Genomic DNA, 21,333 nt, shown 5'->3' with positions numbered 1-21,333 from the left:
CCACTCTCGCCGGTCAATCCCCGTCGCGCACAGACGGATCCGGCCCGAGCAGTCCGAAATGCCATAGCGAGTTGGACAATCCACCCAACCCGACGAACCCCAGCAGCAGGCCCCACGCCGTGTCGCCCCGTGTCAGCGTTGCAATGCCGGCGATCAGCATGACCACGCCACCGACGAGCACGATCCATCCATTGAGCCGTCGTTGTTTCTCCCCTGGCCAATGCATGCCGCCATCGTGCCATCAGGGGCGAGTATGACGCGATGAGCGACATACGGGCGCTCGCTCGACGCCCGTGCGAAGCCTCACCTGAGCTGGCCGTGTCGTCTCTGAGGTGACCGAACTTATCGAGGTCACGAATCAAGCTGGTCGAGTGCCGGAGGAGCGGGCGGGGTCCCTGCGAAGTATTCGGAGGAGCGAAGCGGGGGAGAAACTTCGTGGGGTGCCGGAGCGGGGGAGGTGTATCGAGACCCGCGCCCGCGTCTCGAGGACATGCAGCGATCCTTTCGACACGCCCGGGTGCTTCTTCTTCGCCATACGCGAAAGCCTGTCAGGTGGGAGTCGGGTTTCGCTACCGACGCGGAGCGCCCCCGACGAGGACTGCCCCGTCGGACGGCACGATCTGAGCACCCAACGGCTGCAACGAGATCGGCACCATCTTGAAGCTCGCGATGCCGAGCGGTATGCCGATGATCGTGATGCACAGTGCCACACCGCTCACGATGTGTCCGATCGCGAGCCACAGGCCGGCGAAGATGAACCAGATGATGTTGCCGATCGCCGACGCCGCGCCCGCGCGGGGATCCTTCACCACCGTCCGGCCGAACGGCCACAGCGCGTAGTTGGCGATCCGGAACGACGCGATCCCGAAGGGGATCGTGATGATCAGGATGCAGCAGATCACGCCGGCGATGACGTAGCCCACCGCCATCCAGAAGCCGCAGAGGTTCAGCAGGGTGCGCATGTCCTCATTGTGACCCGAGCTGGCCAAGGAGCGTCTCGAGGTCACAATTCAAGGTGGCCGAGGAGCGAGGAACGAGCGTCTCGAGGCCCCGACCCGTCGCGCACAAACCGTGACAACCCCGGCCCAGTGAGCGATGCTCGATTGATGGCCATCGAAGTCCGCCCTGCGACATCCTTCGCCGACGTGCGCACCATGGTCGGCCCGAAACGCCCGGATGCCAACGTGTGTTGGTGCCTGAGCTACCGCATCCCGGGCAAGGAGAACCAGTCACTCGTCGGCCCGCAACGCGGCGAACGTGTCCGCAAGCTCTGCCGACGCAAGGTCGCGCCGGGCGTCCTCGCGTATGACGGCGACGATGTCGTCGGCTGGGCAGCGGTCGCCCCGCGGGCGGAAACAACCTTCGCCGCGAACCGGAAGATCCCGCACGTGGACGATCTGGACGCCTGGTCGTTGTGGTGCGTCCGGATCCGCCCCGGGCACCGCAAGCAGGGCCTGCTGCACCCGCTGATCGCAGGGGCCGTCGACTTCGCGCGTGACAACGGAGCTCCGGCGCTCGAGGCGTATCCAGTGGACAACGACGGAGCGAAGGTCGATCTGACCATGGCGTTCGTGGGCACACGAAAGATCTTTGAGGACGCGGGATTTCACAAAGCTGCCGACACCGACTCGGTGCTCAACGGCTTCCCGCGGGTGTTGATGCGTCTCGTGCTGACCGATTAGCCGAGAGTCGTCGGGCGTGGAGTTCGCCCACAGGAACAACGCCACCGAGCAACGACCTCCAAGTGTCCGAGGAGAGCACGGGCGATGATCCCTGTCGTGCTCAGAAGCTCCCGACCAGTCGCTCGACGGGCTGGCCGGTCACCTCAGCGATGAGTTCGAAGTCTCGGTCGACGTGGAGGAGAGTCAAGGACTGCTCCTCGGCGACAGCGGCGATGAGGAGATCCGCGACACCAGGACCACGATGATGGCCACGCGTTGCGAGTCTGCCCTGCACATCGATAGCTCGTGCCTCTGTGTGAGCTGATGTGAGCGCTCGCGGCATCAGGGACAGTGGCGGAATCGTTCGAACCTGCTGCCACTCCGTCGCGCCGCGAGCGGAGTAACCGATCTCCAGCACGGTGACCGCGGCGACGTGCAAAAGACCACGTTGGAGCCTATCCAGCCAGAGCTCGACGTCCGGCGAGTCGGCGAGGCGCTGGTATGCCGACTTGTCGATCAGCCACTGCTGAAGGCGGGTCGGCACTACTCCCAGGCTCCGCGCATCACGTCGTCGTCGAGCACGTCCGTGGTCAGCGCCAGCGACATACGGAGGGCATCGACCGTGACGGCGTCATCCTTCTGTCTGCGAGCGAGCTCGTGCGCTTCCCGGCGCAAGAGTTCATTGCGCGACAGGCCCTGGCTGGCTGCCAGGGCGTCGATCGCCTTGAGATCGTCTTCGTCGATGTTGCGGACGAGCACATCAGCCATTGCTATCACCTCTCGCACTCATGATATCGCAGGATGGTCCTTGGTCGGACCTGCGCAGAGTCACCCAGACGCCGGCTGCCCACCCAGCCGGTCCGCGAGATCGACCTGCGTCGACCGGTAGTCGCTGACGAACAGTCGCAGCAGGTCGTCGAAGACCTCGGGCTGGAAGATCGTCGCCGGCATGGTCAGCTGCTGCCACACCGAGTGATCGCGGACGACCCAGCGTGACCAGAGTTCCTTGCGGTTGAGCACGTTGACGTCGACGCAGGCCTGTCGCCGTGAGTGGGCGTTGTCGACGACGCGGGTGAAGAGAATGATCGCCGGCTTGCCGGGCGTGACGCCGGCCCACAGGCGAACACCGTTGATCAGCAATGGAATGTCGTCGTCCTCGTCGAGCTCGAGGTCCTCGTCATACGCACTGCGAAGATGGGCGAGGAGCGCGCCGAGCGCCTGCTCGCGCGTCTTGGTGAAGAGCGCCGTGACGTCGTCGCCGTCGTCCGTTGCGGGCACGGTGCCGCGCACCGCGAGGCCGAGGATGCCGAGGCCGGCCGCCGCGGCGCCCTTGGCAGTCACGGTCAGCAGCTGCGGATCGGGGGCCCGGAAGCGGCCGCCTTCGAGCACAGTGCGCAGCTGGTGCAGCGCGCCCGCCGGATCGTCCGGGGTCGTGTAGACCTCGTCCCACGTGTAGTCGATCTTGATGACGCCGTCACCGTGCGGCGCGATGTCGATCACCCACGGCTCGGGGTCGTTGACCCTCGGCACGTAGAGCTGCAGCTGGTCCCACGGATCGATCATGGTGGACACGTATGCCGCGAGGCGCCGCTCGAACAGATCCCACGGCTCCATCGACACCGCCCGCTGTGTGTGCTCATTCATCGCGAAACCCCTTCCTTCAGTCATCACTCTGCCAGGGACCACCGACAGTGGCGCACGCCCGCGCTTCGGCGATCGCAGTGCGCCAGAGCAGTCCGTTGATCTCGTGGCGCCCCACTGCGTTCCGTATGTCGCGTGCCGCGTCCTCCGGCGACATGTGCCGATGCTTGACGGCGTACAGGAGGGCAACGGCCGGAGTCCGGTGCTCGGCCCGGACGCAGTGCATCAGGACCGTATGACCGTCCTCGCGAAGGCCGTGAACGGCGTCGGCGGCGTCGTGCAACGCCCAGGTGAGGTCGCCGTTGTCGGCCGCGTTGTCGCTGTCCACCAGCCATTGCTCGAGGTGCACGGCCACTCCCTGGGGATGACGGTCGCCCGTGCCGATCCGGCACAGGGACACGACTGCGTCGCAACGCAATTCGCTTGCTCGGGGTAGGTCGGCCTCGGTGCCGAGGATCACTCCGGTGTCGCCGGGAAGCGGCGCGCCGAGCGTGCGCGTCTCCTGTCGGGTGGTCTCGGCGAGCGGCCACTCCCCGGCACGGATGGGTCGTCCCACACCGGCGGACGTCGTCTGCAGAGCGAGCTGCACCAGGTCGTGTGCACGCATGCCCGGCCAGCCGTGCACCTGCCGCCGCCAGTCGTGACGGAGGCCGCTCGCGCCATACCGGGCGCCGAGGAGGGCACCCGCAATCGCGGCGACCGTGTCGGTGTCGTGCCCGATCGAGATCGCCATCTGCAGTGCGCGATCGACGTGGTCGGGGCTGGGCGTCCTCGTCTCGGTATGCCAGATCGCCGACCACGCTGCTTGGAGCGCCTTGACGGTGAAACCGTTGGCAGTGAACGACTTCGGATCCTCACGCTCGGCGTCGTCGAGCCACGCAGACCATTGCTCGCGTTCGTCGTCAGCCAGCAGATCAAGCCCCGCACGCATGTCGAGCCGCCCGTCCACTACGGCGACGCGCACCGCCTCGGCTTGCAGCACGCACGACGCGGCGACCAAGGGATCGGCGTGCGTCAGCGCGGCGACTGCGCGCGCAGCTGCAGCGGTCGCCTCCCGACCGGTAAGGCGCGTGAGGCCGACGATGCCGTTGCGCATCAGGGCGCCATTGCCCGCCGACCGGTTGTGGGTCGCGCTGTAGTCGGCGGCTGCGTGCTGGAACGGTTTCGCCCAGCTGTCGAGGTCGTTGCGGCTCATCGATGCGTCCATGGCCGCGCCACCGATCATCAGGTCCGCAGCACTGATGACAGAGGCCGTCTGATTGCCGATGTCGGATGCACCGCGAAACCGCCACTCGCAGAAGCGCTTCGCGATCGGATCGAGCCCGGCATTCGTGCTGAGATCAGCGCCGGTGGCTGCGACCTGGGCGATGCAGATGGCCATCTGCGTGTCGTCGGACCATTCGCCGGGGGAGTAGGGACCGAGTCCGCCGCCGATCATGTGCGCGGTGCCGACCTTGATCGGCGGCTTGAACTCGTAGGGGACGCCCAGCGCATCGCCGATGGCTTGACCGAGCAGCACGCCGGCGGCACGGTCGTTCTGTGTTGCGGAAAGGTTCATCGGTGACCTCCTTAAAATTATTGTCGATATGACCATAAAAACTGGACGGTGTTTTCTTGTCAAGATGACATAAGCTGCGGGTATGACGAACTCGGATCGCCTGACCGCGTGGGTCGCCGCCGACATCGTGGCGCTGACACTGCGCGACGGCGCGCTCAACGTCGCACTCGTCCGCCGCAAGGCGAAGGCTGCCCGGGGGCAGTGGGCGTTGCCCGGCGGCTTCTTGCTGAAGGGGGAGTCGGGGGAGCAGGCGGCATACCGCGAGCTCGCCGAGGAGACCGGCCTGGGCAAGCGCGGAGTGCGCCTGGAACAGCTCGCGACCTACAGCGATCCGCGCCGTGACAGCGAGCATGACCAGCGCGTGATCTCCGTTGCCTACCTGGCGCTCGCGGCCAACCTGCCGGAGGCGACCGCCGGCACCGACGCGGCCGACTCCTCCTGGGTGCCCGTGGAGGAGGCGCTGCGACGCCGACTCGCGTTCGACCACGCGCAGATCTTGCAGGATGGCGTGGAGCGGGCGCGCTCGAAGCTCGAATACTCCACGCTCGCAACGAGCTTCCTCGACCGCGAGTTCACCATGCGGGAACTTCGCGCCGTCTACGAGGCGGTCTGGGGCGTCACGCTCGACCCGGCGAACTTTCACCGCAAGGTCACCACCACGACTGGTTTCGTGCAGGGCACGGGTGAGTCGCGTCGTGGTCGCGGTCGCCCGGCGGCGCTCTTCACGGCCGGTCCGGCGGGGTCGCTCAACCCGCCGATCACGCGCTAGTGGACCGCGCGTGGCGGTCTCTCGCAACGCCGGTCCCGCCGCTGTGCGCAGCCATTTGCCCGTGAGGCCGGGTCTGAATGGCTCGGATCATCTGTCGAGAACGACGAACCGCCCCATCAGCCGAAGTACCTTTTGTGCTGCAAGATCGTCGATGACGACGTCGAGGCGCGCACGGATGGTTGCGCCTTCACGACGAAGAAGAGGGACATGACGTGATGACGCAGGTCTGCACGCTGCATGCCGCCTGGCTCATCGAGGACGTGTCGTATGGCGTTTCCGATCTCGATCCGGGGATCGTCTCGATGGCTCGGTCTGCTGCGCCCTCGCTGACGCGGACAAGCGTGTAGTTGGTCGGCGTCAGTCCTTCGGGCCAGACGAATTCACGGTCACCTTCATGGTGACGCCGACTGCGAGCTGAAAGCCATCCAACACGTCGCACGGTGACTGTTGCCGTGATGCTGTGCAGGAGTCGTCGACGATCCGTCAGAGTGCCTGGTAGAAGTCGCGGATCCTGGCCGCCATGAGCTTCCGACGTTCGACGAGGAACTCCGGGTAGTCTCCGGCCGTCACTTCGCCCAGCTCCAGCGGAACGGCGTTCTCGTCAAGGTTTCGTCGCAAGTCGTCGGCGTCGGTGATTTCACCGAGCGTGAGCCGGCCCGTGGCGATCTGTGTCGCGACCCCCGCCATGTATGTAGCGGGTGGCTCGTTGCTGATGCTGATGTTGATCGGGGTCTCGGTCAAGGCGAAGTTTGCGACCTGGTTGTAGTCCGCACGGTCGGGGAAGCCGTTCTTCTGGAGGTAGTCCTTCGGCACAATGTGGTGGATGTCGCCTGCCTGCTGGTGCATGGCCGCGACAGTGATGCTCTTCGACAGGAAGCCTCGTGCTCCGGTGGCGACCTGAGACGCCAGGAACGTCTGGAAGTAGGGGCTGGTCACGCTGGTCGTGTTGAGTCGATCCGGCAACGCCGTGGACCAGAAGGCGTCGGACAAGTCTGACTCCTCGAGTTGCTTGAGGTATGTCGAAGCGCCCTGATCACGGATGCGTCGGATGTCCTGCTCCCAGGTCGACTCGAAGCTGCCGGAATGGCGCCCGGTCAACATCGACAGGACAAACCAACGGCGCGTTATACGTTTTCGTTCTCCCTCGGACATACCGGTGTCCGAACGTAGCCTGAGATAGAGCGCGTAGGCGAAGTTCAGCGCGTTGCGGGAGTTGACCATCGTGGGGGCGATGAACCCTGCCGACTTGATCAGCATCAGGAAGTTCTCGAAGTTGTACTTGCGCACGATCTGACCGAGGGCCGTCTCGAGTCGGTTGTATGCCGCGGGGATGCGGTCCTCATCGACGCGCCGTGTGTCGGGGTCTCGACCGGACAGTTCGCTGACGATGCTGGAGGTCTTGCCGCGGTCGAATCCGACGAGCCCGGCGACCCGGATCACGTCACCGTAGGTTGGATCGTAAAGGTCTTCGGAGTCGTCCTTGAGCCACGAGATGGCTTGGAGGTAGGGCGTATCGGCGAATTCGGCGTCGTTGGTCGCGATGTCGTCGTAGGCGTGCGGAGCAACCGCCAAATGGCAGAAGTAGTCGATCTGCTTGCGCAGGTTGCGGCCCCGATCACCGTATGTCGCAATCTTGCTCATCACGAAGTCCGCGCTGCTGAGTGGAACCCCTTTGGAGTTGATCCGGATGAAGATCTCGGTCACGGTCTCTACATCGAGATCGTCGGCAAGGGCGATGATGCCGATCTGTGCATTCTTGATGCTCTCGAGAAGCGCAAGGTTGGCCTCGAAGGTCACCTGATCGACGTCAGGATTGCGTTCGAGATATTCCCGTGCGAACGCGAATGAGGATGTCGCGTTGAAATAGTCACTGATGTCGCTGATCCATTGAGGATCCTTGCGGATCACCGGAGTGAGAGTCGCGAACTCCTCGGTGATCGGGTTGAAGGAGATGCGGATTCGGACCGACCGGTAGCTCTTGTCGACCACAGGCAGGCCGGCGACAGCCGCGCGGAGTGCGGTCACCCGCTGTTGTCCGTCGATGAGGATTTGTTGGTGCGCAGCGATGGCACCTCCCTTCAGCTTTGCGCCGATCGACTGCCACGTGATCAGGTACCCGACGGGGTAGCCGCGGTACAGCGAGTCCATCAGATCCCGAACCTTGATGCTGTTCCAGACGAAAGGTCGCTGGAGCTCGGGTATCGCTATCTTGTCGGTGCGGACGTCGGACAGCAGCTCGGTCACTGCGGACTGCTTCACCGAATACTTGGCCATGAGTCTTCCCTTTCTTTGCTGTCCACAGTCAGTCGAGCAAGGACGATCTCTCTCCGTTCCAACTGACAGCCAACACGTCACGGGCGCGGGTTGCCGCGACGTAGAGCAGTGAACGCTCCCGCAGCATCGCGTCGGCGAAGTCCTCCTCGCTCGACTTGTAGTCCTTCAGCGCGCTCGGCACCGATCCCTCGTGTACGCCGAAGAGGAGCACGTGCGTGAACTCCAGGCCCTTCGCGCGGTGCATCGTCATGACGAGCGGCATTCCGGGCTTGGCGTTCTCCTGATCCACCGAGCGCACCTGGACACCGCGGTCCGCCAGGCCGCTGACCACGGTCTGGCGACGGTACTTGTCGCGCACGAGGATCGCGATCCCGTCCGGCGCCGTCGCCGGGACATCGTCCCCGTCGGCGTGCAGCCACGACTTGACGAGCTTGGCCGCTCCGTCGAGCTCGTCGCTCATCGAGGCAGCAGGGTGCAACTGCGGCACCGGACCCGAGCGCGCGGAGTGATAGCTGTGCTCCTCGTTCTCACCCTCGAGGTCGGTGAAATCGCCTCCGGACAGGATGTGCATTGCCCAGTCGAGGTTCTGCGCCGTGGTCCGGTAGTTCAGCGTCAATCGCCGAGATCGCCCACGGACCTGTATGCCGACGTGGGACAGCACGACCTTCTGCCCGTAGATGCGCTGGTGCGAGTCTTCGCAGATGAACAGGTCGTTCGGGCCGACCGCGACGAGCGCCCGCAGGAACAGGAGTTGGGAGGGGTTGAGGTCCTGCGCTTCGTCCACGAGGACGTGGTCGAAGTAGTGCCGGTCGTTCAGCTCCAACCATGCAGCCGCGAGCGCGGCCTTCTCGACGAAGTCGGTGGTGTCGCTCGCGCGACCGAGTGCACGGTATCGCTCGATCACCTTCCAGACCTCGATCCGCTTGGCACGGTCGAGTGCGACGCCCCGTCCCGCGCGGCGCACCCTGATGTATGCCGTTTGGGTCGTGATCCGGCGGGGGAGCACGACCATGGCGTACTCCGCCTGGAAGAACGCGGGAGTGGTCAGCTCCGCAGGCAGGTCGGGGTCGGCGTCGTCGATCGCCTCGCGCCAGGCGTCACCGCCCGTTGCGCCGGTCACCGAGGATCGACCGTCGCCGAGCACGCTCGCGGACGCCTCGGCGATGCTCGGACCGGCGGCCTGCAGGACGGCGCGCACCACCTGGTCGACGCCCTTAACCTGCGCGCCGGGCCCGTCGAGGTGGGTCTGCAGCGTGATCGTCTCGTCCAGCTGTCGCAGCCCACGGGCGAGGTCGTCGGCGAGGTTGCGGGTGAATGTCGTCAGCAGGATTCGCGACTCGGGATCCTCGGTGAAGAGCCGCCGGGTGCGGTGCAGCGCCACCACGGTTTTGCCGGTCCCTGCCCCGCCGGACAGCCGGAATGGCCCCTTGTAGTTCCCGTCGACGTAGCGCTGCTGCTCCGGGTGCAGGAACAGTCGCCAGGCGACGAGGTCTCCGGCGTCGATGATGCGGCGGAGCTCGTCGTTGTCTTCGATCCAGTGGAACGACGACTGCGCGGCGGGGTGTCGCAGGCTCGCGAGCAGCTGCTCGTCCTCGGTTCCGTCGCCCACGTCGACCTTCTCGTCGAGGCCGTATGACGTGCGCACCTCCGCGACGGGCGTTCCCGTCGCGAGCTCCAGGAGGGCCTCGCCCTGCCACTCCACGCGTGCCCTGGCGATGATGCCGAGCAGGTCCTCCTCGGTGGGCGCCCGGAGCGCGTCGGCGGCCAGGCCCTCGTCGATGCCGAGCCTGTCGTGCAGTGAGGTGGCGGTGACATCCGCCGGCCAGGTGGGTGCTTTCGTCGCGGGTGATGTTTCAGCGGGTGCCTGCACCTCGGCGGCGACCTCGGGTGTGGTCTCGACCTGCGATTCGACCGGCGCAGAGGCGGTGACGGCCGGAGCATTCTCCGGCTCGGGCGAGCCGGCCGCGATCGTGTCGACAGCCTGCTCGACCTCGGCCATGCCGTTGATCGGGTTCAGCGAGAGCCGGACCGTTTCTGCGATCTTGTTCGCCTTGTCGTGCGGCCACACCCCGTGCACGACGTAGGCCGGCTCGTCCTTGCCGGCGATCTTGAAGAGCACGCAGCGGTAGTTGTCGTCGACCCGACCGGTGCGGACCCTCGGGTCGACAGAGCCCTTGATGGGTTCGATGTGCAGCCCCGGAAGGGAGTCGTCCTCCTGCAGCTTCTCCAGGAAGGCATAGGCCTTCTTCTTCATCGACGGGTCGAGCCCGTCCTTGACCTTGTTGAGGATCAGCAACGGCATCGGTCACTCCTTCTTCGCGGTCAACGAGGTGCGTACGGCGTCCACGACCGCTCTGGGGTCGGTGTCGGTGGTCATGCGCAGGACCGTCCAGCCTCTTCTCTCCAGGTCGGCCGCGTCGTCGTCGGCGCCCTGGGCGCCGAGCACGACCACCTTCGAGCTGTCCCATGCGAGGTCGACGACTATCCCGTCGTCGACCTCCTCCACGAGGTGGTCGGGGCGCTCGACGTCGGCGGATGCGAGTTCTTCTGCGAGCGTGACGATTTCGGAGTCCAGAACGGACAGGTCGAGATCGGACCAGACACCGGCCAGCCGGGTCTCCGCCCCGGACGCCTCCGACACACCCGCCAGGACCGACGACGTCACGGTGATGTGCGCGTCGACATCGGACAGCGCCAGGACGTTCGACAGACGCAGCCACTCCCGCCAGGAGTCCACGTGCTGCGGATCGTTGAGCGCCTGGGTGGTGTCGTCCAGCACGAGGGCGATCTCGACCGGGTGGACGCCCTTCAATCGAGCGACGAACGCGAGGTGTGGGATGTGCCAGGTGATCAGCCTGTCGCCGGAAGGCGGCGACGTGCGCTCCGCTCCGTTGATCAGGTCGGTCGCCACGACACGCAGGTCCTCGTCGGGGCCGAGCCGGCCGATCCCGCCCCCGGGTCGTTTCGCGAGCAGGAAGGGCAGGTTGTCGGCCAGCACCGTCCTCGGTGTCGCGGTCGGGTCGGCGATGATGCCTTCGATCATCGACAGCGATCCGCCCTCGAACTCCTCGACAGCAGCCTGGGAGATGCCGGCACCCGACTTCGTCTCCATTAGCGCACCGATCACCTTCGGGTCCAGCCAGGCGGGTGGTGCCGGGTCGTGCAGGTCGGTCCACGGGATCGAGAGAACACGGATGCCGTTGTCACGCAATGTTTTCCGCTTGGAAGCATCGTCCGCGAGACCGTTGTGCGCGGGCGTGGCGTGGAACTCGTGCCCGTCGGTGTAGATCGCGTAGGGTGCGATGCCACCGTTGGCGGTGAGCTCGAAGTCCGGACGGGTGCCGTGCATGTCGACCTGCGGTTGCAGACGCCATTGCCGATTGCCCGCCGCCGCGATGCGCAGCTCGATCCCCGCCGGGGTCGTGCTCTGCTTGACGGTGGCCTTGCTGCTCAGCCGCTCGGCCAGTGCGGTGCGGAATCTCTGTTCGAAGGGCGACTCGCCCCAGCCGGCTTCGACGGCCCGTTCGGTCACTTGCCAGGCCGGAGCATCCAACTCCAGCGAACCGAAGGCCCTGTCACCGTCGACGTCCATGAGGACACGTAGGGCTCGCAACGCGTCCAACCGGGTGACCGACGACGCATCGCGGGTGAACGGCAACAGGCAGCGGTGGCATGCCGCCCGCTCCTCGAACTGACACGGGCAGTCCTCGAGGACTGTCGCGGCGCGCAGCAGGGTTGCCCAGAGCCGTTCCGGTGACGCGAGATCGGTGAGGTATCCGGTCCCGCCCGGCACGGTGTCGTGCAACAGCAGAGCCTCGCGGGTCGCACCGTCGTGCGTGCCGAGCGGGTGCGGCACCGGAACGATCCGCAAGTGGTCGGGGGAGCCACCCATCGTCTCCCGCAGGCCGAGCAGCAGTGCCGCCTGCAGACTGGGCACGCTGAACTGGTCGGCGGTGACGCTCGGCGGCAGGCTGATGGCGACGCCTTGGGTGATCAGCTCGCGGCTCAGTGCCAGCTCCTGGGTGTGCTCGGTGACCGCGTTGCGGTGCGGGCACCAGGCGCGGTGCTCCCGGGGTGAGTTGGTGCCCGAGTCCAGGTCGAGCTTCCCGCAGACCTCGCAGACTCGGAAGAGCGGTGCGGCCAGGTCGCGACCGGCTATCGTCCTCGTGCTCGGTGCGCCGGTCACTCGGCCGAGGTTGAACCATCGCACCGGCAACCGGCGGTAGTGCGCGACCCCGAGCCCGACCTGCTCGACCGACCACTGCCCGGCGAGCCGGGCCGGGTCGAAGTCGACCGCAGTGAGCACCTCGAAGCGCGTCGACCGACGCAGGTCGTCGTGATCGTCGATGGTCGCGTCGTCGCGGCGGATCTCGGAGAACACCCGCTTGAGCCGGACGGCGTCGAAGCGTTGCCCGGTGTCGGCCATCCCGTCGCTGCCACACCGTGGGCACGCGCCCGGTGCGGCCTGCTGGGGTGATGCGAGTGTCGTCAGGTAGCCGCACGTGTTGCACACCAGGTGGTGCACGACATCGGTCCGGTCCCGGCCCATCTCGATGCCGTCGACTCGCATCTCCAGTCCGTGTGCGTAGAAGTGCGTTCCCGGCGCGAGCTCGGTCAGGGCGCGCGCGGACCCCCGGTCGAGGGTCATCGAGTCGCTGTCGAACCGTTGCGTGTCGGGGTCGACCCAGGAGACCTGCACGTCCAGCTCGACCGTGTCGTCGAGCAGCGAGTAGTTCGGCAGCAGCCCGCGGACCTCCAGGCCGCTGATCCACGGCGCATCCTCCAGATCGGAGAGGACCTTCTTCAACAGCATGGCGGTGCCGACGGCCGAGCGGTATGCGCTCTTGTCGTCGTCGCTCGCTGCCGACAGCCCGGCCCGTTCCTTCAGCTCGGGTATGGCGTCGTTGACCTCCCGACGTCGGCGGCGCAGCTCCTCGACGTCACGGACGTGGTCGTGCACCGCGCGGTAGATCGTGCCGGCGAAGCTGTCCTCGGTGCTGTCACCGGCGAGCGCCCACTCCTTCAGCGCGTCCAGGCCGGGCGTGTCTTCGTCGGCGAAGGTTCCGACGAAGTCGCGGACGAGCCGTCGGGCGTGCCGCTTCCTCCGCTCCACGACGGTGCCGAGGAACGAGCCCGGATCGGCGGACTTGAGCGCTTCGCGCGACTTGGCCGGAACCTTCGTGTCACCGGAGCGGACGAGATCGTCGATCACGTAGGCGATGAACTGTCGCCGCAGTATCTCCTCGGCGTCCAGGTAGGTCGCGGGTGGTCGCACGGCACCGTTGATCATCGACGTGGGGTCACCGAGCCTCGGCAGTTGGTCGCCGCGGCCGGTCACGTAGGCGAGGGCCAATGAGCTGCCGGTGAGGCGCCCCGCACGTCCCACGCGCTGCAGATACTTCGCGACCGAGTCCGGCAGCGACGACAGCATGACCGTCGTCAGGTCGCCGATGTCGATGCCCATCTCGAGGGTCGGCGTCGCGACGAGCACGTTCGGATCGCCGGGCTTCTGTTCCTTGCTCTTGAAGCCCGCCTCGACCATGCGCCGCTCGGCGCCGTCGATGAGACCCGTGTGCTCGTGGGCGTCGACCCGCCGCATGTCGGCGGTGGCGAAGAGCCGTCGATAGAACGTGTCCGGGTCGCCGGGGACCGGGCGCAGACGTCCCTGGCACCGATCGGTCGGGCACGGGCCGTCCTCGAAGAGGGTGCCGAGCGATGGAGTCGTGGGACGGGGCGACCGGCATGTGTCGCACACCAGCAGAGTGATCGAGATGCGCAGGTCCTCGTCGGACAACGGAGTGACGACGACGTGCGAGGGCGGTATGCCGAATGCGCGTGCCTGCTTGTCGGTGTTCGTCTCCGAGAGCGTCCCTCGTGCCGCGAGCTCCTTGAGCAGCCGTGCCGCGAGGCTCGCACCGTGTGCGGCGTTCACACCCAGGCACTTCGCCGTCCACCGCGCGTACCAGCTCTGCGGGCTGGTGACCCGGACGAAATCGCTCTTGCTGTCGACCGTCCCGTCGGTCACGGCGTATGCCGGTGCGCCTCGCCCCGACGGGAACGCCGGCGCTCCTTGAGTTCGATTGCGTTTGCCCCAGATCCAGACGCGCGCGCCGTCGTCCTTGACGTACTTCGTCAGCCATTCGTGGTCGATCGCACCGTCCCGGCGCAGCCGATCGAGCGTCCCGTGCACCCACCGCAGCAGCGCCCGGTCGTCGACACCGAGGTCCGGCAGCGTCGCGTTCTGGTCGTCCGACACGGCGCGTCGCGCGCTCGCGAGCACCTTGTCGTCCGGTCCGGCGTCGACGTGGACAGCCACCGATCCGGTGGCCTCCAATGTGCGGCCGTATGTCGACTGCAACCCGACCTCCAGCTCGACATCGAAGAGCAGTCGGCGACGCATCGCGGTGCGGCTCGCAACCGGGATGCGCTCGGATCGCTCCGGCCGCCACCACGGGATGAACGCCTCGTGGTCGACCAGTGCCCGTGGCACCAGCCGATAGCGGGCGAACGGGTCGGGTTCGGCCCGGCGCAGCACCTCGTCGGTCCAGTCGACCAGGGACATCGGTCCGGTCAGCGCCGTGCGCAGGGCGGACCGCAAGGACAGCGTGTGCGAGCGGGTGTCGACGAAACCGGCCCGGTGTGCGGCATCCTGCACCGAGTCGGTGAAGATCAGCGCCCGCTTCTCGCGGGAGTCGAGGTCGGGGTCGCCGAAGAGCGTGGACAGGGTCACCGACAGCAGCGTGGCGATCGCGCTGCCGAGGAATCGGATCTGGTCGTCCTTCCCGCACGATGGGCACCGGTCGCTCCGGGACTGCTTCTCGACGTCCTCGGTCTCGCCGTCGAGCATGACGACGGGCAGCACGCGACCTTCCAGGAGGTCGGGGTCGTCATCCGCCGGTGCGGAGGTGAGCAGGGTTCGCCGCTGCATGTGCAGCCAGCGCAGGTTAGGGGCGTGCTTCACCGCCTCGCGGTCGCCGGCGGCCGCGGCCTGGGTGACGAGTGCGGCTTCGCCAGGCGCGTGCAGCAGCGCGCGGAATCGTCCGGTCTTGCGTACGTGGTCGGCCCGTATGCCGCTGTCGGACGCCGCGAGGTCGCGTCCGGTCGGGGCGAGGCTGACGCCCCACCCGGAGCGGCCGCACGACCGGCAGTAGATCGCAGGCAGTGCAGGGGTCGCGTCGTCGGCGGGCGGGCCGTCGTCGCTCCATCGGAAGCTCGGCTCGGAGGAGACGGTGCGGTCCAGGCGGGTGACCTCACGCACCCAGAGCGTCACCTCGACGGAGACCTCGTCGCGCCGCCCGAGTCGGATCCGGCTGAGCGCTGCGAGGACCGTGGCGATCGCGCGCTGGGCGTCTGCGGCCGGAACGTCCGTGCCGAACCGATCGGCTGCGAGCACGCCCAGCGGGGCGGCGTCCGAGGCCGCGTCAATCAAAGCGCGCACGTCGTCGTGCGCTCGCAAGAGCGTTGCCGCGTCAACGGATTCGGGCATCGTGTCGCGGTCGTAGAGACGCTTGACCACCTCGGTCAGCAGCGCATCCCCGTCACCGACGTGCTGGAGACCGAGCTGGGCGAGCTCGTCGACTTCCGTTGACAGCATCGAGCCGAGCCGTCGCGGTGCGAGCTGCGCGGTCGCCACTGTGGTGCGTGCCGCGTCGGTGAACTCCTCGACGTCGACCCGGCGTTCGGTGATCGCGGCGTCCCGGGTGAAGGGCTCGCCGAAGACCTGCGCGGCGAAGTCGAGCATCTCGGTCGGGTCACTGCCGTCGCCGAGCGTCGCGGACGTGGCCACGGGCGTGACCTTGCCGAGGGGGAGTGCGTGGAAGAGGTCGACGGCGGGGTGGTCGTCGGTCACGTGGCTGCGGAGTCGCAGCCCGAGCCGGCGCAGCAGCATCGCGACGTCGGTGCCCTGCGCGCCGTCGTAGGTGTGGAACTCGTCGAGCACGAGGTAGGTGAGCGACAGCACGCTCTTCTCCCACAGCGGGACGTCGTCGGGTCGCAGCAGGAGCTGGTCGAGCATCTTGTAGTTGGTCAGCAGGATGTCCGGTGGGGTGTCCCGCAGGATGGTGCGGTTGGTGATCAGCCCGTCTGCGGTGACCTTCGAACGGCCCTGTCCCTGGCCGTCTCTCGCGTCTCCGGTGTAGAGCCCGGCGGTGACGTTCGCCAGCGCCGGGTCGCTCATGATCAGCTTCGTGAGCCGGTCGGCCTGGTCGTCGGCGAGAGCGTTCATCGGATAGAGGATGAGCGCCTTCATCCCGGTCACGCCGTCGCGGCGCGCGCGCAGCACGTGGTCGATGATCGGGTTGAGGAAGGCCTCGGTCTTGCCCGAGCCGGTGCCCGTCGTCACGACTGTCGGCAGCGGCCGCAGCTTGTCGGGGCCGAGGTCTTTGGTCGTCAGCCGGCGATAGGCCTCCTCCTGGTGCCGATAAGGCTCGAAGGGCGGCTGCCAGTCGAGCGGCCGTTCTCCGGTGTCGTCGGCCTTGCGGAAGGGCAGCCGCAACCGGACGTACGGCCCCTTGAAGATCCCGTTGTCGGGGTGCTCCAGGAACTCGTTGAGCGCCTGCCGCGGCTCGGCGTCGGCCAGCGCGAACGTCGTCGTCAGGAAGTCGACCAGCCCGGTGCGGATCCGGTCGGCCTCCAGGCTGGGCAGCAGTTCGGTCATGTGCTCGCCTGCTTCGCGGCGAGGCGCCGCTCGAACTCCGCGTATGCCGTGCGGAAGTCGGCCTCTCGGTCGCGTGTGGCGAACGGCAACTCGTAGGTGTAGGCGATCCCGCTGCCCGGATGTACAGCGGTGCGCTCGTCCTCGCTGATCGCGTCGGCCTTCTTGCGCCACACCGCGAGCACCGAGTTCGGCACCAGCCGTCCGTTCGCGTCGAAGGTGTACTCGCGGCGGTCATAGCCGTACAGCACCGCGAACTGAGTGCGGTAGATCGTGCACAGGTCATCGACCGGCACACCGAGCATCAGCGCGACCAGCGCGTCGATCTCCACCTGCGCGTTGCGCCGGTCCACGGCCCGGCGTAGCGGAGCGTCGGCGGTCCAGGTCGGACCGATGGGGTGTTCGTCGAAACGCTCCAGGATCGGTGCATCCGTGGCGGATTCGTTATCCCAGCACTCCGTCCAAAGATCCGCATAGGCATCGGTGGCGCAGTTAAGACGGAGAGTTCGCCCAATCAGAGCGCGCAACAGGGGGTGATCGAGTGGCACGAGCGGGAGTCGGCTGAAATTCGCCAGGTAGATGCCGCTCTTGGGCGCAGCTCGAAGGGTGAAATCAGACAGGAGGGTTGACGAGCACGCCTGCAGAGCAACTAGGTCCAGCAGCTGTCGGTTCGGCACTCCGACAGAGAAGACACCATTGATGTGTGCTGCCCCCGGTGGGATGAGCCCCGAGATCAGCGTGCGCTCACCGGTGTTCGCTGCCATGGCTCGCCAGGCGACGCGGTAGAAGTCCGGTGCGGGGACGCGGTCCTCACCCCAGTGCGTGTACGAACTGTCATAGACATGTCGGTCACCCGCCGGCTTGTAGGCCGTGACCGGCAGTGCGTCGGCCGCCAGTGCCTCGAAGTCCGTCGCCGACCAGTCCAGGTTGTTGCGCATCGTCGAGTTCGGCTCCTTGTAGAGCGGAGTCGACACGTGCAGGTGGGGGCCCTGCAGGATGGCGTCCCGCCACTCGGCCTTGCCCCATTCGGAGACGAACCGTCCACGCTCCCGGTCCGCGCGCTCGTGCCAGCCCGCTGAGAACTCCAGCTCCAGGCTGGACACGCGTGACGCCTTGGCAAGCTGCGCCAGGGTTCGCTCGGCGGCTGAATTGACGGTGTACACCATCGGCGTCGCGGCCCACGAATCAGAGCCCAGCACGTCGCGCCACAGCCGCAGGATCGACTCCTCGATGCGTTGTAGCCGGGAGCGGTGCGGGCGCTGATCGAAGTGGCCGTCCTCGTCCTTGAGTCCGGGTTCGGGCCCTGTTCCGTCGTGTTGGAACGATCGGACCACTGTGTCCGGGTGGTACAGCGAGACCGCGTGCCAGAACTTGATCGGTCTCGGTGAGCCGTACACATTGACGCTGTACGTCACCAGGTGGTGAATGTCGAACAGTCGCAGCTCGTTGATGAACTGCCAGTGTCGTCGGAGGCGGCGGTAGGACTCCGCGCGAAGCGTCGCAGCCTTTTCGTCGGTGAAATGTGACTCCATGTGGATGAGTGCGCTGATGCCGGTCGATGAGGCGTGCGACCAGACCTGGCTCATGAACGCCCGATAGAGATCAGGCTGGCCGGACAGGACCGGATAGACGGTGGAGTCGCTGAGTACATCGCCGAGCACCGACGCTTCGGTCGATCCATCGAGGACGTGCGCGACAACGTCAGACTCGGCGAGGTCGTTTTCTCGGCGCTTTCGCTTGGCAGCCTCGGACGCCTTCGATGTGACTGCCCACCAAGGGTCGCTGTCGGCCAGCAGTGACTCCACATCGACGACCGGTCGCACCCACGGCGGGTTCCCGACCTGCAGGTCGAAACCACCACGCGCGAACACCGTGGCGAAGTCCAACTCCCAGTGGAAGAAGCCCTGCTCGTGGGAGACTCGCTGGCACACGCCGAGCCACGGGAACTTGTCCAGAACCCGTGAAATCGGTTGGGCACCATTGAGATTGAGGTCGAGCTCCTCGGCGACACCGAGCTCGGCCCAATCGGTGGCCGACCCGAAGGTGTCCATACCGGCACGTTTGGCGTCGGGTGCCGCGCCGATCAGGTCGCGGCACGCATCGATCCACTGATCGAGAGTCGGCGGCTCGACCTCGGCCTCGGTGAGCGGCCAGTACCAGAGCGCGCACCAGGCATCCATCACCCGACGCAACCGTTGATACGCGCCGTCGACGTCGGCGAGGGACTGCTCGATCTGCTCCCGGGTCACCGCGCCACGATCGGGTTGCGCGTCACGGCCCCACAGGTCGATGGATCGGCCGGACTCGGCCTCGGCGATCGTCAGCCGACGCAGCGCGAACTCCCACAGCGCCTCGATACGCTGCGCGAGGTTCTGCAGTCGCTTGACCTGAGCTGCACTGGGCTTCTTGCGGATTGACGTCCGCCAGCTCTTCAGCCGCTTCAGCAGCTCGGGGTCGGCGAGGTCGCGCACCGACTTCGGCACGTCGACGGCGGACCCCCACCCGTTGGCAGGCAACAAGAAGTGGTGGATCTTCGTCCCGATGCTGGTGGTTTCGACAGGCTCAACCACCGGTTCCGCGCTGGTCGAGTAGGCCGGAGCGCTAGCGGAGGCCGTATCGAGACCCGCGACGTCGGAGCCGGGTCTCGATACGCGCTCCTTCGTCGCGCTACTCGACCAGCGGCTGTTGAGCGGCTCCGGCTCCGGGGCGGTCTTGAGCCAACTCTTGTCCTTGACCCGGTGCGCGGCATACAGCGCCCGCCTTGCACCGACGAGCGAGTTGCCGCGTCGCAGTCGCAATCCGAACCATGGCGCCTGCAGGCCAGGCGCCATGGTGTCCAGCCACAGCGACACCTCGGCCAGCTCGACCGCCGTCGAGTTGAGGTCGACGCCGTAGACCTGGTGCAGCGCGATGTGCGCCTTGACCTTCTGCAGCTCCGCCGGTCGGCTCTCCGGGTCGATGCGCTCGCCGAGCTCTTTCTCCCGGCGTCGGAGGTACTGCTCCGCCAGCTGCCGCACGGCCTCGATCGCGAATGCCCCTGAGCCCAGGGCAGGCTCGCAGATCGTCAGCCGGAGGACCTCGTCGGCGGTCGTCCGTTCGTCGCCCTCGTCGAGCAGCTCCGCGAGCGCTTGCTCAACGGTGAACTTCGTCAGCACCTCGGGTGTGTAGTAGGACGCAGAGCGTTGGCGGTCGCGACCCGACAGCCGATAGACGAAGGACCCACGACGATGGATCACCGCCCTGGTCTCGCCCGTATCCGGGTCGGTTTCCTGCACGAAGTCCTTCGCGTCCAGGTGCCCGGACTGCGCGATCGGCACCACCCACGACCCGCCCGATCGGTCACCGCCCGGCGCGACCTCGTAGAGGTCCTCGTGCGCGAACGAACCGGTGTAGGACATCAGGCCCTCGTAGACCGCGCCGAGCTGGTTGATGCCGAGCTCGACATAGGAGATGAAGCCGCGCTGCTTCTTGGCCGTCTCCTTGCTCAACAGCAGCTTGCGCAGCACCTCCAGCATCGCCTCGTTGCCCAGGCCGACCTCGTCGATGAGTGCCGTCGCATCCGCTGCGAAGAGGTCGGCGCGCAGCGCGTTGAAGGTCAGGCCGTCCGGCAGCTGCTCGTCACCACGTGGCGTGTGCCCCTGGTCGACGAGCCGGAACAGTGTTGCGAGCGAGTCGTAGAGGTGAGTGCCGCGTCGGGCGCGGTCGGTCTGCAGCTCCGTCAGCGCGAGGTCACGCAACCGGTTCAGTCCGTAACCGGCGTCGTACTCCTCGGCGCCGACCGGCAGCACCTGCAGCTCGGGTGACGCCTCGGCATACAGCAGGAAGAGGATGCGGTAGAGGTAGCGAAGCGACTGGACCGCCAGCGGCTGCGCCTTGTTGTCGGGGAGCGGGAGGAGGTTCTGCGCGCGGCGGCGGGACACCACCTCGCCGGCGATGATCTCGATCGAGTCGCGCACACCCTCCTGCAGGTCCTTGCTGACACCGACGGTGTGCTTGATCGACTCCTCGAGCGTTGTGGCCCACCACGTGTCGCCCGACGGGTCCGGTGCCAGCGAGGCGGCGTCGAGGCAGGTGAGCGCGCGGTCGATCTCGCCGCCGCGCCTGGTGTCGTTGCGCTCGCACACCAGCTGCAGGTCGACGGCGAGCCAGCGGCCCTCGGGCCAACGCTCGCGCTCGGCGATCAGACACCAGCGACCCGCAATGACCAGGGCAAAGTCCGGTCCGCCCGCCTGGGTCATGAGTGTCGACAGCGCGGTCGACACCGAGTGGATCGAGTCCTCCTCGTCGCGGTCCCATGCGGTGAGCAGGGTCGGGGAGTGCTTGTCGATCAGGCCCTCGACAGTGGTCGCCGGCCGAGCAGCAAGGATTGCCAACGGTTTCGACGACTCGAGGTTCGCGGAGGTGATGAACTCGATCGGCCCCTCTGCGACGCAGGTGTACTGGCCGGTGCGGAAGCCGAGGATGTCGGTCACCCGGTCGTAGAGATCGCGCACCCGGTCCAGCTGCTCACCGGTCAGCGCGGGCGCGTCGCTCAGCCGCTCGTCGTCGCCGGAGTCCGCGTCGACTTCGGTGCCCTGCTCGACCAACTTGACGAAATCGGCCTCGAGCTCCCCACGGCCCGCGGTGAAGCGGCTCCGTGTCGAGACGTCCTCGTCGTCCCACTCCGCGCGGCGCTCCAGCACCCGTCCGGTGAAGGACTCCTTCTTGGCATCGGTGGTGAAGTAGTGCTCGCTGATCCAGTCCTCACCCACGACCAGTGCGTCGCTGACCGGCATCG

General features: G+C 66.9%; 13 protein-coding genes. 3 read left to right on the top strand and 10 right to left on the bottom strand.

Going from position 1 to position 21,333, the window contains the following annotated elements:
* Positions 1–13: 13 nt before the first annotated feature.
* Positions 14–226, bottom strand: a complete 213-nt coding sequence (locus ACSZL9_RS03905) for a hypothetical protein (protein ID WP_446664156.1) — start codon at positions 224–226, stop codon at positions 14–16.
* 343 nt (positions 227–569) lie between these two features.
* Positions 570–962: a YccF domain-containing protein gene (locus tag ACSZL9_RS03900; protein ID WP_446664155.1), complete on the bottom strand. Its 393-nt coding sequence runs from the start codon at positions 960–962 to the stop codon at positions 570–572.
* Positions 963–1,106: 144 nt separating this feature from the next.
* On the opposite strand from ACSZL9_RS03900, the gene ACSZL9_RS03895 reads away from it, so the two are divergent.
* Positions 1,107–1,682: a GNAT family N-acetyltransferase gene (locus tag ACSZL9_RS03895; RefSeq protein WP_446664154.1), complete on the top strand. Its 576-nt coding sequence runs from the start codon at positions 1,107–1,109 to the stop codon at positions 1,680–1,682.
* Between the two features lie 100 nt (positions 1,683–1,782).
* Here the strand turns inward: ACSZL9_RS03895 and ACSZL9_RS03890 are convergent, their stop codons facing one another.
* From ACSZL9_RS03890 to ACSZL9_RS03875, 4 genes are read right to left on the bottom strand one after another with little or no spacing between them, the layout of a single operon-like run.
* A complete protein-coding gene (locus ACSZL9_RS03890; protein WP_446664153.1) occupies positions 1,783–2,205 on the bottom strand; it encodes a PIN domain-containing protein in 423 nt (140 codons plus the stop codon).
* Entirely contained in the window at positions 2,205–2,429 is a 225-nt protein-coding gene (vapB, locus tag ACSZL9_RS03885; protein WP_446664152.1) for a type II toxin-antitoxin system VapB family antitoxin, read from the bottom strand. The genes ACSZL9_RS03890 and vapB overlap by 1 nt, the downstream gene beginning before the upstream one ends.
* Before the next feature lie 60 nt (positions 2,430–2,489).
* Positions 2,490–3,305 carry a T3SS (YopN, CesT) and YbjN peptide-binding chaperone 1 gene (locus ACSZL9_RS03880; RefSeq protein ID WP_446664151.1) on the bottom strand — a complete coding sequence of 272 codons (816 nt, stop codon included), beginning with the start codon at positions 3,303–3,305 and terminating at the stop codon, positions 2,490–2,492.
* A gap of 16 nt (positions 3,306–3,321) precedes the next feature.
* On the bottom strand, positions 3,322–4,860 hold the full coding sequence (locus ACSZL9_RS03875) for an ADP-ribosylglycohydrolase family protein (protein WP_446664150.1): 1,539 nt from the start codon (positions 4,858–4,860) through the stop codon (positions 3,322–3,324).
* Between the two features lie 82 nt (positions 4,861–4,942).
* Between ACSZL9_RS03875 and ACSZL9_RS03870 the strand changes: the two genes are divergently transcribed.
* Complete coding sequence (locus ACSZL9_RS03870) at positions 4,943–5,629, top strand: NUDIX hydrolase (RefSeq protein ID WP_446664149.1); 687 nt, start codon at positions 4,943–4,945, stop codon at positions 5,627–5,629.
* 212 nt (positions 5,630–5,841) lie between these two features.
* Positions 5,842–5,976, top strand: a complete 135-nt coding sequence (locus ACSZL9_RS03865; RefSeq protein WP_446664148.1) for a hypothetical protein — start codon at positions 5,842–5,844, stop codon at positions 5,974–5,976.
* Between the two features lie 136 nt (positions 5,977–6,112).
* Here the strand turns inward: ACSZL9_RS03865 and ACSZL9_RS03860 are convergent, their stop codons facing one another.
* Genes ACSZL9_RS03860 through ACSZL9_RS03845 form a run of 4 tightly spaced genes read right to left on the bottom strand, consistent with a single transcriptional unit; the run spans position 6,113 to position 21,331 of the window.
* Positions 6,113–7,903: a GmrSD restriction endonuclease domain-containing protein gene (locus ACSZL9_RS03860; RefSeq protein ID WP_446664147.1), complete on the bottom strand. Its 1,791-nt coding sequence runs from the start codon at positions 7,901–7,903 to the stop codon at positions 6,113–6,115.
* 28 nt (positions 7,904–7,931) lie between these two features.
* A complete protein-coding gene (locus tag ACSZL9_RS03855; protein WP_446664146.1) occupies positions 7,932–10,205 on the bottom strand; it encodes a 3'-5' exonuclease in 2,274 nt (757 codons plus the stop codon).
* Between the two features lie 3 nt (positions 10,206–10,208).
* Positions 10,209–16,559 (bottom strand): DEAD/DEAH box helicase, encoded by a 6,351-nt coding sequence (locus tag ACSZL9_RS03850; protein ID WP_446664145.1) that lies wholly within the window; start codon positions 16,557–16,559, stop codon positions 10,209–10,211.
* Entirely contained in the window at positions 16,556–21,331 is a 4,776-nt protein-coding gene (locus ACSZL9_RS03845) for a DNA methyltransferase (RefSeq protein WP_446664144.1), read from the bottom strand. Before ACSZL9_RS03845 ends, ACSZL9_RS03850 begins: the two co-directional genes overlap by 4 nt.
* Positions 21,332–21,333: the final 2 nt, after the last annotated feature.

The organism is Flexivirga sp. B27 (assembly GCF_052905685.1).
Note: the sequence above shows the minus strand (reverse complement) of the source record. Positions and strands in the feature narration are given on the sequence as shown.

Coding starts and splice junctions, on each gene's coding strand:
- ACSZL9_RS03905 (WP_446664156.1), bottom strand. CDS start 226: ATGCATTGGCCAGGGGAGAAACAACGACGGCTCAATGGATGGATCGTG.
- ACSZL9_RS03900 (WP_446664155.1), bottom strand. CDS start 962: ATGCGCACCCTGCTGAACCTCTGCGGCTTCTGGATGGCGGTGGGCTAC.
- ACSZL9_RS03895 (WP_446664154.1), top strand. CDS start 1,107: ATGGCCATCGAAGTCCGCCCTGCGACATCCTTCGCCGACGTGCGCACC.
- vapB (WP_446664152.1), bottom strand. CDS start 2,429: ATGGCTGATGTGCTCGTCCGCAACATCGACGAAGACGATCTCAAGGCG.
- ACSZL9_RS03880 (WP_446664151.1), bottom strand. CDS start 3,305: ATGAATGAGCACACACAGCGGGCGGTGTCGATGGAGCCGTGGGATCTG.
- ACSZL9_RS03875 (WP_446664150.1), bottom strand. CDS start 4,860: ATGAACCTTTCCGCAACACAGAACGACCGTGCCGCCGGCGTGCTGCTC.
- ACSZL9_RS03870 (WP_446664149.1), top strand. CDS start 4,943: ATGACGAACTCGGATCGCCTGACCGCGTGGGTCGCCGCCGACATCGTG.
- ACSZL9_RS03860 (WP_446664147.1), bottom strand. CDS start 7,903: ATGGCCAAGTATTCGGTGAAGCAGTCCGCAGTGACCGAGCTGCTGTCC.
- ACSZL9_RS03855 (WP_446664146.1), bottom strand. CDS start 10,205: ATGCCGTTGCTGATCCTCAACAAGGTCAAGGACGGGCTCGACCCGTCG.
- ACSZL9_RS03850 (WP_446664145.1), bottom strand. CDS start 16,559: ATGACCGAACTGCTGCCCAGCCTGGAGGCCGACCGGATCCGCACCGGG.
- ACSZL9_RS03845 (WP_446664144.1), bottom strand. CDS start 21,331: ATGCCGGTCAGCGACGCACTGGTCGTGGGTGAGGACTGGATCAGCGAG.